The organism is Nocardioides sp. Root190 (genome assembly GCF_001428565.1).
Taxonomy (GTDB): domain Bacteria; phylum Actinomycetota; class Actinomycetes; order Propionibacteriales; family Nocardioidaceae; genus Nocardioides.
Genome location: NZ_LMIA01000010.1, coordinates 198,638 through 215,156, shown reverse-complemented (window position 1 = coordinate 215,156; position 16,519 = coordinate 198,638). Strand labels below are relative to the sequence as shown.

Sequence of the window (16,519 nt, the reverse complement as noted above, 5' to 3'; positions counted from 1 at the left end):
GGACGAGTGGCGACGGCGAGCAGTCCAACGGCGGTCACGGGGACGACGTCCGCCGGATTCGGCGTCCTCTGGGTCGCGATCAAGCGTGAACCGTGGATCTTCACCCTCTCCACGCTGGGCAGCGTCCTGTTCGGTGCCCTCACCGTCGCCGACGCCTGGGTCCTGGGCTGGTCGACCGACCACGTCGTCCTTCCTGCCTTCCGCGACGGCGAGATCGGCTCCGGGCTGCTCTGGGCCGTCCTCGGGTTGTTCGTGGCCGTCGCGATCCTGCGCGCGGTCGGCATCGTCGCGCGACGCCTCGGCGCGGGGATCATGCAGTACCGCATGCAGGCGCACAGCCGCCGCGCGGTCACCCGCCAGTACCTCCAGCTCCCGATGGCCTGGCACCAGAAGCACCCGACGGGCGAGCTGCTCTCCAACGCCAACTCCGACGTCGAGGCTGCCTGGGGACCGATCGCGCCGCTGCCGATGGCGGTGGGAACGGTCGCGATGATGGTCATCGCCGTCGTCCAGATGCTGTTCACCGACCTCGCGCTGGCCGTCGTGGGCCTGCTGGTCTTCCCGGTCGTGATCGGCACCAATGTCGTCTACCAGCGGCTGGCGCAGGGCTGGGCGACGCGGGCACAACAGCTGCGGGCCGAGCTGTCCGAGATCGCGCACGAGTCCTTCGACGGTGCTCTCGTGGTCAAGACGCTGGGCCGCGAGCCGGAGGAGACCGAACGCTTCCGGGCCAAGGCGGCCGAGCTGCGCGAGGCCAACATCAAGGTCGGCCGGATCCGGGCGGCCTTCGACCCGACGCTCGCGGCGCTGCCCAACATCGCCGTCCTCGTCGTGCTCGTCCTCGGCGTGCACCGGGTGACCTCCGGTGCGACGGCACCGGGTGACGTCGTCACGATCGCCTACCTCCTCACGGTCGTCTCCTTCCCGATCCGCTCCATCGGCTGGCTGCTCGGCGACTTCCCGCGCAGCGTCGTCGGGTACCGCCGGGTCGCCGCCGTGCTGAGGGCCTCCGGCGCGATGGAGTACGGCGACCGTGAGCTCCCGTCGCAGACCGGCGGCGCCCGGCTCGAGGTGGACCGTGCGTCGTTCGGCTACCAGCCCGACCGGCCCCTCCTGCGCGAGCTGACCTTCGCCGTCGAGCCCGGCCGCACGGTCGCCCTCGTCGGCGCGACCGCGTCCGGCAAGAGCACGATCACGACGCTGCTCGCCCGCCTGGTCGACGTGGACGCCGGCGCGATCCGGGTCGACGGGCACGACCTGCGCGACCTGCGTCGTGGCGTCCTGGCCGGGACCCAGGCCGTCGTCCCGCAGACGGCGTTCCTCTTCGACGACACCGTGCGCGGCAACGTGACGCTCGGGCTCGACGTACCCGACGAGGAGGTGTGGTCCGCGCTGCGCACGGCCCAGGCCGACGGCTTTGTGGCGGCACTGCCCGAGGGGCTCGACTCCCGGCTGGGGGAGCGGGGAGCGACCCTGTCCGGCGGACAACGTCAGCGACTGGCCCTGGCCCGGGCGCTGGTCCGTCACCCACGCCTGCTCGTCCTGGACGACGCGACGTCGGCGGTCGACCCGGAGGTCGAGGCGCGGATCCTCGCTGGCCTGCGCGGCGACGACGCGACGCTCGTGGTGGTGGCCTACCGCAAGGCGACGATCAGCCTGGCCGACGAGGTGCTCTTCCTGGTCGACGGAGCGATTGCCGACCGCGGTCCCCACGCCGAGCTGGTCGCCCGCAACGACGACTACGCCCGGCTCGTCAACGCCTACGAAGAGGTGCCGGCATGAGCGAGTCGACCACGACCACGACCGTGCTCAGCAGCGGTGAGGACATCGGCGCCTGGGAGACCATCCGCCGCGGCGTGCGCCACTCCCCGGAGCTCGTCGAGGGGATCGGCTGGACGCTGACCCTCGCGGTGCTGGCGTCCGTGGGCCAGGTGATCGTGCCGATCGCCGTGCAGCAGACCATCGACAAGGGTCTGCGCGGGCCGGGCGGGCCCGACGTCACCTTCACCACCTGGCTCGCCCTCGCAGCCGGCGCCGCGATCGTGGTGACCAGCTGGGCGTCGTACGCCATGACGGCGCGACTCTTCTCGACCGCGGAGCGTGGCCTGGCCACCCTGCGGGTCAAGGCGTTCCGCCACGTCCACGACCTGCCGCTGCTGACCCAGAACACCGAGCGGCGCGGTGCCCTGGTGTCGCGGGTGACCAGCGATGTCGACCAGGTCAGTCAGTTCCTGGTGTTCGGCGGCCTGCTCTTCGTGGTGAGCATCGGGCAGATGCTGATCGCCACGATCGTGATGATCTTCTACAGCTGGCAGCTCGCGCTGGTGGTGTGGGTCTGCTTCGCGCCGCTCTTCCTGAGCCTGCGCTACTTCCAGCGCAAGCTGGCCGCGGCCTACGGGACGGTACGCCGCCAGGTCGGCGCGCTGCTCTCGGCCGTCTCCGAGCCGGTGGTCGGCGCCGCGGTCGTGAAGTCCTACGCCGTCGAGGCCCGCACCCAGGAGCGGATCGACCTCGCCATCGACACCCACAAGGCGGCGAGCACTCGCGCCCAGGGCTTCACCGCCTTCTCCTTCAGCCTCGGCGGGATCTCGGCGGGCTTCGCCAACGCCGGTGTGCTGGTGGTCGGCATCTGGCTCGGGCAGGGTCTTGCCTGGGGCGAAGGGATCACGGCCGGTGAGGTGCTCGCCTTCGCGTTCCTGGTGACCCTCTTCGTCGGACCGGTCCAGATGGGCACCCAGATCCTCACCGACGCCCAGAACGCGATCGCGGGCTGGCGGCGGGTGATCGGCATCCTCGACACCCCGGCCGACCTCGTCGATCCCGGCCCGGACGGACAGCGCCTGCCGCAGGGCGCGATCGACGTCCGCTTCGACGCGGTCTCCTTCGCCTATCCCGGCGGTTCCGAGGTGCTCTCCGACATCGACCTGGTGATCCCGGCCGGTCAGCGCGTGGCTGTCGTCGGCGAGACGGGCTCCGGCAAGTCGACGATCGCCAAGCTGCTGACCCGGCTGATGGACCCGAGCCGCGGTCGGGTGCTGCTGGACGGCATCGACCTGCGCGAGGTCGCCGAGACGGCACTGCGCAGCAGCGTGGTGCTGGTGCCCCAGGAGGGCTTCCTCTTCGACGACACCCTCGCCGCCAACGTGCGCTACGGCCGTCTCGGCGCCACCGCCGACGACATCCGCGAGGCTGCCGAGACGATCGGCCTCGGCGACTGGCTCGCCGGGCTGCCCGACGGGGTCGAGACCCGCGTCGGTCAGCGGGGTGAGTCGTTGTCGACGGGGGAGCGGCAGCTGGTCGCCCTGCTGCGGGCACAGCTCGCGGACCCCGACCTGCTGGTCCTCGACGAGGCCACCAGCGCGGTCGACCCCGAGCTCGAGACCCGGATCGCCCGCGCGCTGGAGCGGCTGATGTCGGGCCGCACCTCGGTGACGATCGCGCACCGCCTCTCGACGGCCGAGGCCGCCGACGTCGTGGTGGTGGTCGACCGGGGTCGGATCGTCCAGCACGGTCCGCACGCCGCCCTCGTCGCCCAGCCGGGGACGCCCTACGCCCGCCTGCACGCGTCCTGGATCTCCCAGCGGGGATAATGGCTCCCGTGACTTCCCTCGCGCCCGAGATCGCCGATCGGCTCAAGCGCACGACCGACGGGCTGCTGCCCGCGGTGGTGCAGCAGCACGACACCGGTGAGGTGCTGATGCTGGCCTGGATGGACGACGAGGCACTGCATCGCACGCTCACGACGGGGCGGGCGACCTACTGGAGCCGCTCCCGCCAGGAGTACTGGGTGAAGGGCGAGACCTCCGGCAACCCCCAGCACGTCCACGAGGTCCGCCTCGACTGCGACGGCGACACGCTTCTCCTCAAGGTCGACCAGGTGGGCGTGGCCTGCCACACCGGCGCGCGGACGTGCTTCGACGACGGGTTGCTCGGTGCCTGATCCCGCCACCCGCACGTCCGACACCCGCCCGTCCGGCCCCCGTCGGACCTTCGGTCCGGTCGTGCTGCTCGGCCTCGCCGCGAGCGGCGGCGTCGCCCTGGCCGGCCACAAGGGCATGCTCGCGCTGCCCGAGGACTTCCTGAAGTCTGCTGGTCTGATCAGTCTCCAGGGCCAGGACGGCACCATCGTCGAGTTCCCGCTCGCGGGCGCTCTGGGGCTGGTGTCCCTGGCCTGCTGGGGCGTCCTGCTCGTCACCCGCGGCGTCGTACGACGTGCGGTGGCCGTGATCGCCGCCCTCGCCTCGCTCGGCGTGCTCGCCGTGGTCGTCATCGGAGGCTTCTTCCAGGTCGACGACGCGGCCGCCGACCTCAGCACCCGCCTGGGGGCGTCCTCCTTCGACGACCTTCCCCTGGAGCGCACGGGATGGTTCTGGGTCGCGCTGGTCGCCGCCGTGGCCGCGTTCGCGGCCGGCGTCGCCGCCGTCCGCTTCGTCGGTGGGTGGCCCGAGATGGGCACGCGCTACGACGCGCCCACCGGTGCCGGCTCGACGTCGGGTTCCGCCGAGGGAGCCGCAAAGGAGCCCGAGGAGCAGTCCAACCTCGATCTGTGGAAGTCGCTGGACGAGGGCACCGACCCGACCGAGAAGTGACCTTCTATACTTCGGTCGTTGAGGTGCGAGGCCGTCCACGGCCGAGCCTCGAAACCCCGCCCGTCTGAACGAGGAGCTCGAACTCATGGCCGACAACCACGGCAACACCCCCGCCGCCTGGACCGCTGTCCTGGTCTCGCTGGTCGGATTCGTCGTGGGTGCCGTCGGCATGTCGGTGTCGCCGCTCAACTGGCCGCTCTTCTGGATCGGCGCGGTCATCGCGGTCGCCGCCGGCCCGCTGTTCCTGGTCCTCGTCAAGATGGGCCTGCACGAGTCGGGTCACTGATCCGGTGACCCTCACCGCACCACCCGTCGCGCCCGGAGAGACCTCTCGCCGGCGTCGGATGGTGCCGCCGGCGCTCGTCGCCGGGGGTCTCGGTCTCGCGACCCTCGCGCTGCACCTGCGTGACCCGCACAGCGACGGCAGCTGGGGCATCTGCCCGACGGCGGCGATGGGCTTCCAGTGCCCGGGGTGCGGAGGCCTGCGTGCCGTCAACGACCTGAGCAACCTGCGCATCCTCGACGCGGCGTCGAGCAACCTGGCCTTCGTGCTGGCCCTGCCGCTGATCGCCTACGCCTTCCTGCGCTGGACCCGCGGCCGCTGGATCGGTCAGCCGTGGCAGCCGTCGGACCGCGCGTTGAAGTACGGCGCCATCGCGGTGATCGTCGTCCTGGTCGTCTTCACCGTGATGCGCAACACCCCCGCCGGGAGCTGGTTGGCTCCCTGACGGGGGTGCTGGCGGTGCTGCAGCGGTGGGCCGGTGAGGCTCAGAAGTCGCTGTAGGCGTCGAAGTCGAAGACGCCGACGGCGAACAGCACGACCATCAGGATACTGAGCAGGATGCCGATCACTCCGGTGATGATGCCGGCCATCGCCATGCCGCCGCCCTTCTTGGCGCCGGTGGCGGTCTCCTTCTTGCCGAGGACGCCGAGGATCACGGCGGCGATGGAGAACACGAAGCACCCCCACAGGCAGGGGATCAGGCCGACGATGCCGGTGACGAGGGCGATGATCGCCATCACCGAGGTCTGCTGCGGCTGGCCCCCGCCGTAGGGCTGGTTGCCGTAGGGGTCCCCGCCGTACGGCGGCTGGCCGCCGTAGGGAGGCTGGCCGCCGGGGGGCGGGGGTGTTCCGTAGTTCGGCGGCTCGTTGTAGCTCACGTCTGGTCCTTCCGTGGGGTGACCCGGTCGAGTCGCGGGCAGTGTGTGGAACCCTAACTGGCGCGTGCCACACTCGACACGACAGACCTGCAGTGGAATGGAGACGACATGCCGGCCCCCCAGGCCACGGTGCTCGACGGGATCGTCGCCGGTGTCCTCGAGGACCTCGCCGCCCGTCAGGCGACCACGACCGAGGCCGACCTGCGCGCGGCGCTCGCCGACGTGGCTCCGCCGCGCGACCCGATGCCGCACTTCCGGGCACCGGGATCCAGCGTGATCGCCGAGGTCAAGCGCAAGAGCCCCAGCAAGGGCGAGCTCGCCGACATCGTCGACCCGGCCGCTCTCGCGAGCGAGTACGCCGCCGGCGGAGCCGCCGCGATCAGCGTCCTGACCGAGCAGCGCCGCTTCAACGGCAGTCTCGCCGACCTGCGCGCGGTGCGTGCCGCGGTCGAGACCCCGCTCCTGCGCAAGGACTTCATGGTCACCGAGTACCAGCTGCTCGAGGCGCGTGCCGCCGGTGCCGACCTGGCCCTGCTGATCGTCGCGTCGCTTCCCGGCGAGCGGCTGCGCCAGCTCCACGACTACGCCCGCGAGCTCGGCCTGACGGTGCTGGTCGAGGTGCACGACGAGATCGAGACCGAGCGGGCCGTCGAGCTGGGCGCCGAGCTGATCGGCGTCAATGCCCGCAACCTCAAGACCCTCGCCGTCGACGCGGACACCTTCGGGCGCCTCGCACCGATGGTGCCCGCGGACCGCGTGCTGGTGGCCGAGTCCGGCATCACCGGCCCCGCAGACGTCCAGCGCTTCGTCGACGAGGGCGCCCGCGCGGTGCTGGTGGGCGAGGCGTTGGTGCGCGAATCTGGCATCGGAGGCCCACGCGCGAGCGTCGCGGACATGACAGGACTGGTGGGATGAGCACGACCGGTACGACCAGCGGGTACGACGCCGACGGGTTCGGCTGGTTCGGGGGAGCGGGCGCCTTCGGGGGCCGGTTCATGCCCGAGGCACTGATGGCAGCGCTCGACGAGCTCGACGTCGCGTGGCAGCAGGCCATGCTCGACCCGAGCTTCGTCGCCGAGTTCGAGGGCCTGCTGCACACCTACGCCGGCGTCCCGAGCATGGTCTACGACGCCCACCGGCTCTCCGAGGTCGCGGGCGCCCGGATCCTGCTCAAGCGTGAGGACCTGAACCACACCGGGGCCCACAAGATCCGCAACGTGCTCGGCCAGGCGCTGCTCACCAAGCGGATGGGCAAGACCCGGGTCATCGCCGAGACCGGCGCCGGCCAGCACGGCGTCGCCTCGGCGACCGCAGCGGCCTACCTCGGTCTGGACTGCACCGTCTACATGGGCGAGGTCGACACGGAGCGGCAGGCCCTCAACGTGGCCCGCATGCAGCTCCTCGGCGCCGAGGTCATCCCGGTCCGCAGCGGCTCCAGCACCCTCAAGGACGCGATCAACGAGGCATTGCGCGACTGGGTGGCCAGCGTCGACCACACCGCCTATCTCTTCGGCACGGCCGCCGGACCGCACCCGTTCCCGAGCCTGGTGCTGTCCTTCGTGCGCGGCATCGGCGACGAGGCGCGGCAGCAGTGCCTGGACCTCACCGGTCGTCTGCCCGACGCGATTGCCGCCTGCGTCGGCGGGGGATCCAACGCGATCGGCCTGTTCGCCGGATTCCTCGACGACCCCGAGGTCGCGATCTACGGCTTCGAGGCCGGCGGCGACGGTGTCGAGACCGGCCGCCACGCGGCGACGATCTTCGCCGGGTCCATCGGCGTCCTCCACGGCTCGCGGACCTTCGTCCTGCAGGACGAGGACGGCCAGACGATCGAGTCGCACTCGATCTCCGCTGGCCTGGACTACCCGGGGGTCGGGCCCCAGCACGCTGCCCTGTCGCAGGCCGGGCGGGCGTCGTACCTCCCGGTGACTGACGCGGAGGCGATGGAGGCCATGGCGCTGCTCGCACGCACCGAGGGCATCATTCCCGCCATCGAGAGCGCCCACGCGATCGCCGGCACCCTGAAGGTCGCCGAGGAACGTCCCGGGCAGACCCTCCTGGTCAACCTCTCCGGTCGCGGTGACAAGGACATGGGCACCGCGATGGAGTACTTCCAGCTCGGCAAGGCCGACGCGCCGGCGGTCGGGGAGGGCAAGTGACGAGCACCAGCGTCGCCTTCGACAAGGCGCGCAGTGAGGGACGGGCGGCACTTGTCGGCTACCTCCCCGCTGGTTTCCCCGACGTGGAGGGCAGCATCGCTGCGCTCAAGGTCATGGTCTCCGCCGGGTGCGACGTGATCGAGATCGGCCTGCCCTACAGCGACCCGGTCATGGACGGTCCGACCATCCAGGCGGCAGCCCAGCAGGCGCTCGACAACGGTGTGCGCACCGCCGACGTGCTGCGCACCGTCGAGGCCGTGGCCGCCACCGGCGTCCCGACCCTGGTGATGACCTACTGGAACCCGATCGAGCGCTACGGCGTCGACCGCTTCGCCCAGCAGCTGCTCGACGCCGGGGGAGCGGGACTGATCACGCCCGACCTCACCCCCGACTTCGCCCCCGAGTGGATCGCCGCGGCGGACCAGCGTGAGCTGGACAAGGTCTTCCTGGTCGCCCCGTCCTCCACCGAGGAGCGCATCGCCCTCACCACCGCCGCGTGTCGCGGTTTCGTCTACGCCACGGCCGTCATGGGTGTCACCGGTGCCCGGACCACGACCAGCGACCTCGCCGGTCCCCTCGTCTCCCGCGCCAAGGCGGCGACCGACCTGCCCATCGGCGTCGGTCTCGGCGTCAGCAACGGCGCGCAGGCCGCCGAGCTCGCGACGTACGCCGACGGTGTGATCGTCGGATCGGCCTTCGTGCGTGCGCTGCAGGACCACCCCGACGACCGCGCCGCCGGCCTGGCGGCGATCGGTGCGTTGACCGAGGACCTCGCGGCCGGCGTGGCAGGGGTCGTGCGTGCGTAGGTCCTCCACGCTCGCGCTGCTGCTCGCCCTGGTGGGGCTGCTCGGAGCCGCGTGCTCCAGCACCCCCGAGGAGTTCACGGGCTCGCGCCTGAAGAACCCCTACGCCGCGCCGGACATCGCCCTCACCGACACCGGCGGTCAGCCGTACTCGCTCGCCGCGTCGACGGACAAGCCGCTGACACTGGTGTTCTTCGGCTACACGAAGTGTCCCGACTTCTGCCCGATGGTGCTCAACAACATCGCCGCCGCGATGAACCTGCTCGAGGACGGCGACAGGGACCGGGTCGACGTCGTCCTGGTGACCACCGACCCGGCGCGTGACGACGAGAAGACCCTGCGCACCTACCTCGACCGCTACAACGAGGACTTCATCGGCCTGACCGGCGATCTCGCCACCATCATCGAGATCGGCGAACCGCTGGCCGTCTACGTCAACGAGGGCAAGGAGCTCCCCACCGGGGGCTACGACCTCGGTGGCCACTCCACCTTCACGCTCGCCATCGACGGCGACGACGAAGCCATCGCGTTGTGGAACCAGGAGACCTCGAGCGCCGAGTTCGCCGCCGACATCCACACCCTGCTCACCGAGGACTGATCCGTGTTCCAGCTCATCACCGCCAGCATCCCGAGCCCGGCCAACGGCGTGTGGGAGCTCGGGCCCTTCCCGCTGCGGGGCTACGCCCTCTGCATCATCCTCGGCATCGTCGTGGCCATCTGGATCGGCGAGAAGCGCTGGCAGGCGCGCGGCGGCCAGCTCGGCGAGATGCAGGACGTCGCGATCTGGGCGGTGCCCTTCGGCCTGGTCGGTGCGCGGCTCTACCACGTCGCCACGGACTGGAAGAACTACTTCGGCGAGGGCGGTGAGCCGATCGAGGCGCTCTATGTCTGGCACGGCGGCCTCGGCATCTGGGGCGGGGTCGGCCTCGGCGCCGTCGGCGCCCTGATCGGCGCGCGACGCAAGGGCATCAAGATCGCGCCGATGCTCGATGCGCTCGCCCCGGGCGTGCTCGTCGCCCAGGCCATCGGCCGCTGGGGCAACTGGTTCAACCAGGAGCTCTACGGCCGGCCCACCGACGCACCGTGGGGCCTGAAGATCGACCAGGACCACTTCAGCAGTGCCTACCTCGCCAGCCAGGACTACCGCGACGCGCTCGCGGCCAACGGCGGCATCCCGCCGGAGTTCGCGACCTTCCACCCGACGTTCCTCTACGAGTGCCTCTGGAACCTGGCCGCCTTCGCCCTGATCATCTGGCTGGAGCGTCGCTTCCGGCTCGGTCACGGCCGGGTGATGGCCGTCTACGTCATGGCCTACACGGTGGGTCGCGGCTGGATCGAGTACATCCGCATCGACGACGTGCAGCTCGACGACGTGCTCGGCCTCCGCTTCAACGTGTGGACCTCGATCGTGCTGTTCGTGGTCGCTGCCGCCTACTTCGTCTGGTCGCTGCGCAAGCACCCCGGCCGCGAGGACGAGGTGTACGTCGATGCGACCCCTGTGGCTCCCGGTGCGAGTGTGACCGACGAGGCATCCACCGACGACTGAGGATGGGCGCAGCGGGTTCACACAGTGGTAACCTGAGCGCTCCGCCGCGTGGGCCAGTGCTGTCCCTTGCGCCCCACCTTCTGTGGACATCTCGCTGCGATGGCATCCATCGTCGCGGAGTGGCCTGCAGACGTAGTCGACGGGAGAACCCTGGTGCCCTACACGCACGCGTTCCCGCCGCCGGAGGGTCTTTACGACCCGCGCCACGAGAAGGACGCCTGCGGCGTTGCCTTCGTCGCGACGCTGACCGGTGAGGCCAGCCACGACATCGTGGTGAAGGCCCTGACGGCCCTTCGCAACCTGGATCACCGCGGCGCCGCTGGCGCCGAGGCGAACTCCGGTGACGGTGCCGGCATCCTCCTGCAGGTGCCGGACGCATTCCTCCGAGCGGTCGCCGGCGATGCCGGTGTCACGCTGCCTGCTGCCGGCACGTACGCCGTCGGCACGGCCTTCCTCCCCGGCGAGCCGGAGCAGGTCGCCAAGACCCGCGCCCGGATCGAGGAGATCGCTGCCGAAGAGGGCCTCGTCGTCCTCGGCTGGCGCGAGGTCCCGGTCAACCCGGACATCCTCGGCACCATGGCGCTCAGCGTCATGCCGGCCTTCACGCAGCTGTTCGTGCAGGCGAACCCGTTCGGTGGCGGGGTTCCCCAGGGATCAGCGCTGAGTGGCATGGACCTGGAGCGCCTGGCGTTCTGCCTGCGCAAGCGCGCCGAGCGCGAGACCGACGTGTACTTCCCGTCGCTGTCCTCCCGCACGCTCGCCTACAAGGGCATGCTCACGACCGACCAGCTGGACAACTTCTTCCCCGACCTGCGCGACGAGCGCATGGCCTCGGCGATCGGCGTCGTCCACTCCCGGTTCTCGACCAACACGTTCCCGAGCTGGCCGCTCTCGCACCCGTTCCGCTTCATCGCGCACAACGGCGAGATCAACACGGTCATGGGCAACCGCAACTGGATGCGGGCGCGCGAGGCGCTGCTCGACTCCGAGACCATCCCGGGCGACCTGGAGCGGCTCTTCCCGATCTGCACCCCGGGTGCCTCGGACTCGGCGTCCTTCGACGAGGTCCTCGAGCTCGTGCACATGGGCGGGCGCAGCCTGCCGCACGCCGTGCTCATGATGATCCCGGAGGCGTGGGAGAACCACACCGAGATGGACGAGCTGCGGCGCGACTTCTACCGCTTCCACTCCACGATGATGGAGCCCTGGGACGGTCCCGCGTGCGTCGTGTTCACCGACGGCACCCAGATCGGCGCGGTCCTGGACCGCAACGGCCTGCGTCCGGCGCGCTACTGGGTCACCGAGGACGGCCTCGTCGTCCTCGCGTCCGAGGTCGGCGTGCTCGACCTCGATCCCGCCACGGTGGTCCGCAAGGGCCGGCTCCAGCCGGGCCGCATGTTCCTCGTCGACACCGAGGAGCACCGGATCATCGAGGACGAGGAGATCAAGTCCCAGCTCGCCGCGGAGCACCCGTACGGCGAGTGGCTGCACGGCGGCATGATCCACCTCGACGACATCCCCGAGCGTGAGCACATCGTGCACACCCACGCCTCGGTGACCCGTCGCCAGCAGATCTTCGGCTACACCGAGGAGGAGCTGCGGATCCTGCTCACCCCCATGGCCAACACCGGGGGAGAGCCGCTCGGCTCGATGGGCACCGACACGCCCATCGCCGCGCTCAGCGACAAGCCGCGGTTGATCTTCGACTACTTCAGCCAGCTGTTCGCGCAGGTCACGAACCCGCCGCTGGACGCGATCCGCGAGGAACTCGTCACCTCGCTCAACGGCAGCATCGGCCCGGAGTCGAACCTGCTCGAGCCGACGCCGTCGTCGTGTCGCCAGGTGGTGCTCCCGTTCCCGGTCATCTCCAACGACGACCTGGCCAAGATCCGCCACATCAACCGCGACGGCGACCACCCCGGCTTCGTCACCCACGTCTCGCGCGGCCTGTACGCCGTCGAGGGCGGCGGCGCGGCCATGGCGGCGCGGATCGAGGAGATCTGCGCCGAGGTCAGCCAGGCGATCGCCGACGGTGCGCGCATCATCGTGCTCTCCGACCGGCACTCGACCGCTGAGCTCGCGCCGATCCCGTCGCTCCTGCTCACCGGCGCCGTCCACCACCACCTGGTGCGCGAGAAGTCGCGGACCCAGGTCGGCCTCCTCATCGAGGCGGGCGACGTCCGCGAGGTCCACCACGTGGCGCTGCTCGTCGGCTACGGCGCGGCTGCGGTCAACCCGTACCTCGCCATGGAGACCGTCGAGGACCTGGCGCGTGAGGGCTACTACGTCACGACCGAGCCCGAGCAGGCCGTCAAGAACCTGATCAAGGGTCTCGGCAAGGGCGTGCTGAAGGTCATGTCCAAGATCGGCGTGAGCACGGTGGCGTCGTACACCGGTGCGCAGATCTTCGAGTGCATCGGCCTCTCGCAGACCGTCGTGGACAAGTACTTCACCGGCACGACCTCCAAGCTGGGTGGCATCGAGCTCGACGTCATCGCGCAGGAGGTCGCCGCGCGTCACGCGAAGGCGTACCCGCCGGCCGGCATCGCGCCCGCGCACCGCGAGCTCGAGATCGGTGGCGAGTACCAGTGGCGTCGTGAAGGCGAGCCGCACCTCTTCAACCCGGAGACGGTGTTCCGCCTCCAGCACTCCACGCGGACCGGTCGCTACGACATCTTCAAGCAGTACACCGCAGCCGTGGACGAGCAGTCCGAGAAGCTGATGACGCTGCGCGGCCTGTTCAAGTTCAAGGACGCCGCAGCGTTGGGCCGTGCGCCGATCTCGATCGACGAGGTCGAGTCCGTGTCCGACATCGTCAAGAGGTTCTCGACCGGCGCCATGTCGTACGGCTCGATCTCCCGCGAGGCGCACGAGACCCTGGCCATCGCCATGAACCGGCTGGGCGCGAAGTCCAACACCGGCGAGGGCGGCGAGGACTCCGATCGTCTCCACGACCCGGAGCGGCGCAGCTCGATCAAGCAGGTCGCGTCGGGACGGTTCGGTGTCACGAGCGAGTACCTCACCAACGCCGACGACATCCAGATCAAGATGGCGCAGGGAGCCAAGCCCGGTGAGGGCGGCCAGCTGCCCGGCAACAAGGTGTACCCCTGGGTCGCCAAGACCCGGCACTCCACGCCGGGCGTCGGCCTGATCAGCCCGCCGCCGCACCACGACATCTACTCGATCGAGGACCTGGCTCAGCTGATCCACGACCTCAAGAACGCCAACCCGTCGGCCCGCGTCCACGTGAAGCTGGTCTCCGAGGTCGGCGTCGGCACGGTCGCTGCCGGTGTGTCGAAGGCGCACGCGGACGTCGTCCTGGTCTCCGGTCACGACGGTGGCACGGGTGCCTCGCCGCTCACCTCGCTCAAGCATGCGGGTGGTCCCTGGGAGCTCGGCCTCGCCGAGACCCAGCAGACGCTGCTGCTCAACGGTCTGCGTGACCGGATCGTGGTGCAGACCGACGGCCAGCTCAAGACGGGTCGCGACGTCGTCATCGCCGCGCTGCTCGGTGCCGAGGAGTTCGGTTTCGCGACCGCGCCCCTGGTGGTCTCGGGCTGCATCCTGATGCGGGTCTGCCACCTCGACACCTGCCCGGTGGGCGTGGCGACGCAGAACCCGACGCTCCGTTCGCGGTTCAGCGGCAAGGCCGAGTACGTCGTCAACTTCTTCGAGTTCATCGCCACCGAGGTCCGGGAGCTGCTTGCAGAGCTCGGGTTCCGCTCGATCGAGGAGGCCGTCGGCCAGGTCGAGGCGCTCGACACCGTGGACGCGCAGCGTCACTGGAAGGCGCAGGGTCTCGACCTCTCGCCGATCCTGCACAAGGTCGACGTCGCCGGCACGCACTTCCCCGACCAGGACATCCACAACACCAAGGGCCAGGAGCACGGCCTGGAGAAGTCCCTGGACGTCACCGAGATCCTGCCGCTGGCGGCTGCCGCCATCGAGTCGGGCGAGCCGGTGCGGGCGCAGCTGCAGATCCGCAACGTCAACCGGACCGTCGGCACGATCCTGGGCCACGAGGTCACCAAGAAGTACGGCGGCGCCGGCCTGCCCGAGGGGACGATCGACCTGACGTTGATCGGGTCCGCCGGTCAGTCGCTGGGTGCCTTCGTGCCGAAGGGGATCACGCTGCGACTCGAGGGCGACGCCAACGACTACGTCGGCAAGGGCCTCTCGGGCGGCCGGATCGCGATCCGGCCTGACCGCAACGCGTCCTTCCGTGCCGATGAGCACATCATCGCGGGCAACACGATCGCCTACGGCGCGACCTCGGGTGAGATCTTCATCCGCGGTGGCGTGGGCGAGCGGTGCTGCGTGCGCAACTCCGGTGCCACGGTCGTGACCGAGGGCGTGGGCGACCACGGCTGCGAGTACATGACCGGTGGCCGTGTGGTCGTGCTCGGCAAGACCGGCCGGAACTTCGCGGCGGGCATGTCGGGCGGTGTCGCCTGGGTGCTCGACCTCAAGGAGTTCCGGGTCAACGCCGAGCTGGTCGACCTCCGTCCGGTGAGTGCTGAGTACGCCGCTGACCTCGAGGCGATCGTGCGCAAGCACCTCGAGGAGACCGGTTCCGAGATCGCGCAGGAGCTGCTGGCCGACTGGGAAGCCGCACTGCCGCGGTTCACCGAGGTCATGCCCCGCGACTACGCAAAGGTGCTGGCGGTCCAGGCCGAGGCGGAGGCCGCTGGCCTCGACGCCGACGCTGCCGCCAACCGAGTCATGGAGGTGCTGTATGGCTGACCCGAAGGGGTTCTTGAAGAACTCACGCGAGGTGGCGACGCGACGCCCCGTCGAGGAGCGCGTCAACGACTGGGACGAGGTCTACCCCGGCGGGATCGGTCGCGCGCTGCTGCCGATCATCAACGTCCAGGCGAGCCGTTGCATGGACTGCGGCATCCCGTTCTGTCACTCCGGTTGCCCCCTGGGCAACATCATCCCGGAGTGGAACGACCTGGTCTGGCGCGATGACTGGGAGGGCGCCATCGAGCGCCTGCACGCGACGAACAACTTCCCGGAGTTCACCGGTCGCCTCTGCCCGGCGCCCTGCGAGACCGCGTGCGTCCTCGGCATCAACCAGCCGGCGGTGACGATCAAGAACATCGAGGTCTCGATCATCGACAAGGCCTTTGACCAGGGCAACGTCCGGCCTCAGCCGCCGGAGTGGCTCTCGGGCAAGACCGTGGCTGTCGTGGGATCGGGGCCGGCCGGACTGGCCGTCGCCCAGCAGCTCACCCGGGCCGGTCACACGGTGGCCGTCTACGAGCGGGCCGACAAGCCCGGTGGACTGCTGCGGTACGGCATCCCCGAGTTCAAGATGGAGAAGAAGCACGTCGACAAGCGCCTCGAGCAGATGAAGCGCGAGGGCACCGTGTTCCGCTCCGGCGTCGAGGTCGGCCAGGGCAACCTGACCGGCGACGCCCTGCGGGACCGCTACGACGCCGTCGTGCTGGCTGTCGGGTCGACCGTTGCGCGGGACCTCCCGGTCCCCGGTCGTGAGCTCCGTGGCATCCACCAGGCGATGGAGTTCCTGCCGCAGGCCAACCGGGTCGCTCTCGGCGAGACCGTCGAGGACCAGATCCGTGCCGATGGCAAGCACGTCGTGATCATCGGTGGCGGTGACACCGGTGCCGACTGCCTGGGCACCTCCACCCGTCAGGGCGCTGCCTCAGTCACGCAGCTGGAGATCATGCCCCAGCCGACGGAGGACCGTCCCCAGGGCCAGCCGTGGCCGACGTACCCGATGCTCTTCCGCGTCTCCTCGGCCCACGAGGAGGGTGGCGAGCGTGTCTACGCCGTCTCGACCAAGGAGTTCCTGGGCGACGAGGACGGCAACGTCCGCGCGCTGCGGATCGTCGAGGTCGCCTTCGAGGGCGGCAAGCTCGTCGAGGCCGAGGGGACGGAGCGGGAGATCCCGGCCGACCTCGTCCTGTTCGCGATGGGCTTCGTCGGTCCCGAGCAGCCCGGCCTGGTCGAGCAGCTCGGTGTCGAGCTGGACGAGCGCGGCAACGTGAAGCGCGACAACGACTACGCCACCAACGTCGACGGCGTCTTCGTCGCCGGTGACGCGGGTCGTGGTCAGTCGCTCATCGTGTGGGCGATCGCGGAGGGCCGTGCGGCCGCCGCTGGTGTGGACAAGTACCTCACCGGCAGCACGCAGCTCCCCGCGCCGATCCCGCCGACGGCCCGCCCGCTGGTGGTCTGAGAAGCATCTCGACGCATCGGCGCAGACTTCATCGGAAGTTTGCGCCGATGCGGCGT

The 16,519-nt window shown here is 70.3% G+C and carries 14 protein-coding genes; 13 read left to right on the top strand and 1 reads right to left on the bottom strand.

Annotated elements, in window-relative coordinates; all coding sequences use genetic code 11:
* Positions 1-6 precede the first annotated feature (6 nt).
* The 6 genes from ASE01_RS13865 to ASE01_RS13840 all read left to right on the top strand — a co-directional run bounded on the left by ASE01_RS13865 (position 7) and on the right by ASE01_RS13840 (position 5,317).
* Positions 7-1,782, top strand: coding sequence for an ABC transporter ATP-binding protein (locus ASE01_RS13865; protein ID WP_056752874.1), 1,776 nt, complete (start codon positions 7-9; stop codon positions 1,780-1,782).
* Positions 1,779-3,590: an ABC transporter ATP-binding protein gene (locus ASE01_RS13860; protein WP_056752871.1), complete on the top strand. Its 1,812-nt coding sequence runs from the start codon at positions 1,779-1,781 to the stop codon at positions 3,588-3,590. Before ASE01_RS13865 ends, ASE01_RS13860 begins: the two co-directional genes overlap by 4 nt.
* Complete coding sequence (hisI, locus tag ASE01_RS13855; RefSeq protein ID WP_056752867.1) at positions 3,590-3,940, top strand: phosphoribosyl-AMP cyclohydrolase; 351 nt, start codon at positions 3,590-3,592, stop codon at positions 3,938-3,940. Before ASE01_RS13860 ends, hisI begins: the two co-directional genes overlap by 1 nt.
* Positions 3,933-4,589: a Trp biosynthesis-associated membrane protein gene (locus ASE01_RS13850; RefSeq protein ID WP_056752864.1), complete on the top strand. Its 657-nt coding sequence runs from the start codon at positions 3,933-3,935 to the stop codon at positions 4,587-4,589. Before hisI ends, ASE01_RS13850 begins: the two co-directional genes overlap by 8 nt.
* Positions 4,590-4,674: 85 nt before the next feature.
* Positions 4,675-4,875, top strand: a complete 201-nt coding sequence (locus ASE01_RS13845) for an HGxxPAAW family protein (RefSeq protein ID WP_056752862.1) — start codon at positions 4,675-4,677, stop codon at positions 4,873-4,875.
* Positions 4,876-4,879: 4 nt separating this feature from the next.
* Positions 4,880-5,317 (top strand): DUF2752 domain-containing protein, encoded by a 438-nt coding sequence (locus ASE01_RS13840; RefSeq protein WP_200958850.1) that lies wholly within the window; start codon positions 4,880-4,882, stop codon positions 5,315-5,317.
* A gap of 40 nt (positions 5,318-5,357) precedes the next feature.
* Here ASE01_RS13840 and ASE01_RS13835 read toward each other — a convergent pair whose 3' ends face one another.
* On the bottom strand, positions 5,358-5,750 hold the full coding sequence (locus tag ASE01_RS13835) for a DUF4190 domain-containing protein (protein ID WP_056752853.1): 393 nt from the start codon (positions 5,748-5,750) through the stop codon (positions 5,358-5,360).
* Between the two features lie 108 nt (positions 5,751-5,858).
* Between ASE01_RS13835 and trpC the strand changes: the two genes are divergently transcribed.
* The 7 genes from trpC to ASE01_RS13800 all read left to right on the top strand — a co-directional run bounded on the left by trpC (position 5,859) and on the right by ASE01_RS13800 (position 16,463).
* The gene (gene trpC, locus ASE01_RS13830) at positions 5,859-6,665 is read left to right on the top strand and encodes an indole-3-glycerol phosphate synthase TrpC (RefSeq protein WP_056752850.1); all 807 of its coding nucleotides are present in this window, start codon (positions 5,859-5,861) and stop codon (positions 6,663-6,665) included.
* A gap of 80 nt (positions 6,666-6,745) precedes the next feature.
* Complete coding sequence (gene trpB, locus ASE01_RS13825) at positions 6,746-7,909, top strand: tryptophan synthase subunit beta (protein WP_235536064.1); 1,164 nt, start codon at positions 6,746-6,748, stop codon at positions 7,907-7,909.
* Positions 7,906-8,715: a tryptophan synthase subunit alpha gene (gene trpA / locus ASE01_RS13820; RefSeq protein ID WP_056752844.1), complete on the top strand. Its 810-nt coding sequence runs from the start codon at positions 7,906-7,908 to the stop codon at positions 8,713-8,715. Before trpB ends, trpA begins: the two co-directional genes overlap by 4 nt.
* Positions 8,708-9,310, top strand: a complete 603-nt coding sequence (locus tag ASE01_RS13815) for an SCO family protein (protein WP_056752839.1) — start codon at positions 8,708-8,710, stop codon at positions 9,308-9,310. Before trpA ends, ASE01_RS13815 begins: the two co-directional genes overlap by 8 nt.
* A gap of 3 nt (positions 9,311-9,313) precedes the next feature.
* Entirely contained in the window at positions 9,314-10,258 is a 945-nt protein-coding gene (gene lgt / locus ASE01_RS13810) for a prolipoprotein diacylglyceryl transferase (RefSeq protein WP_056752836.1), read from the top strand.
* A gap of 153 nt (positions 10,259-10,411) precedes the next feature.
* Positions 10,412-15,001, top strand: a complete 4,590-nt coding sequence (gene gltB / locus ASE01_RS13805; protein WP_056752831.1) for a glutamate synthase large subunit — start codon at positions 10,412-10,414, stop codon at positions 14,999-15,001.
* The gene (locus tag ASE01_RS13800) at positions 14,994-16,463 is read left to right on the top strand and encodes a glutamate synthase subunit beta (protein ID WP_056752827.1); all 1,470 of its coding nucleotides are present in this window, start codon (positions 14,994-14,996) and stop codon (positions 16,461-16,463) included. Before gltB ends, ASE01_RS13800 begins: the two co-directional genes overlap by 8 nt.
* Positions 16,464-16,519 lie beyond the last annotated feature (56 nt).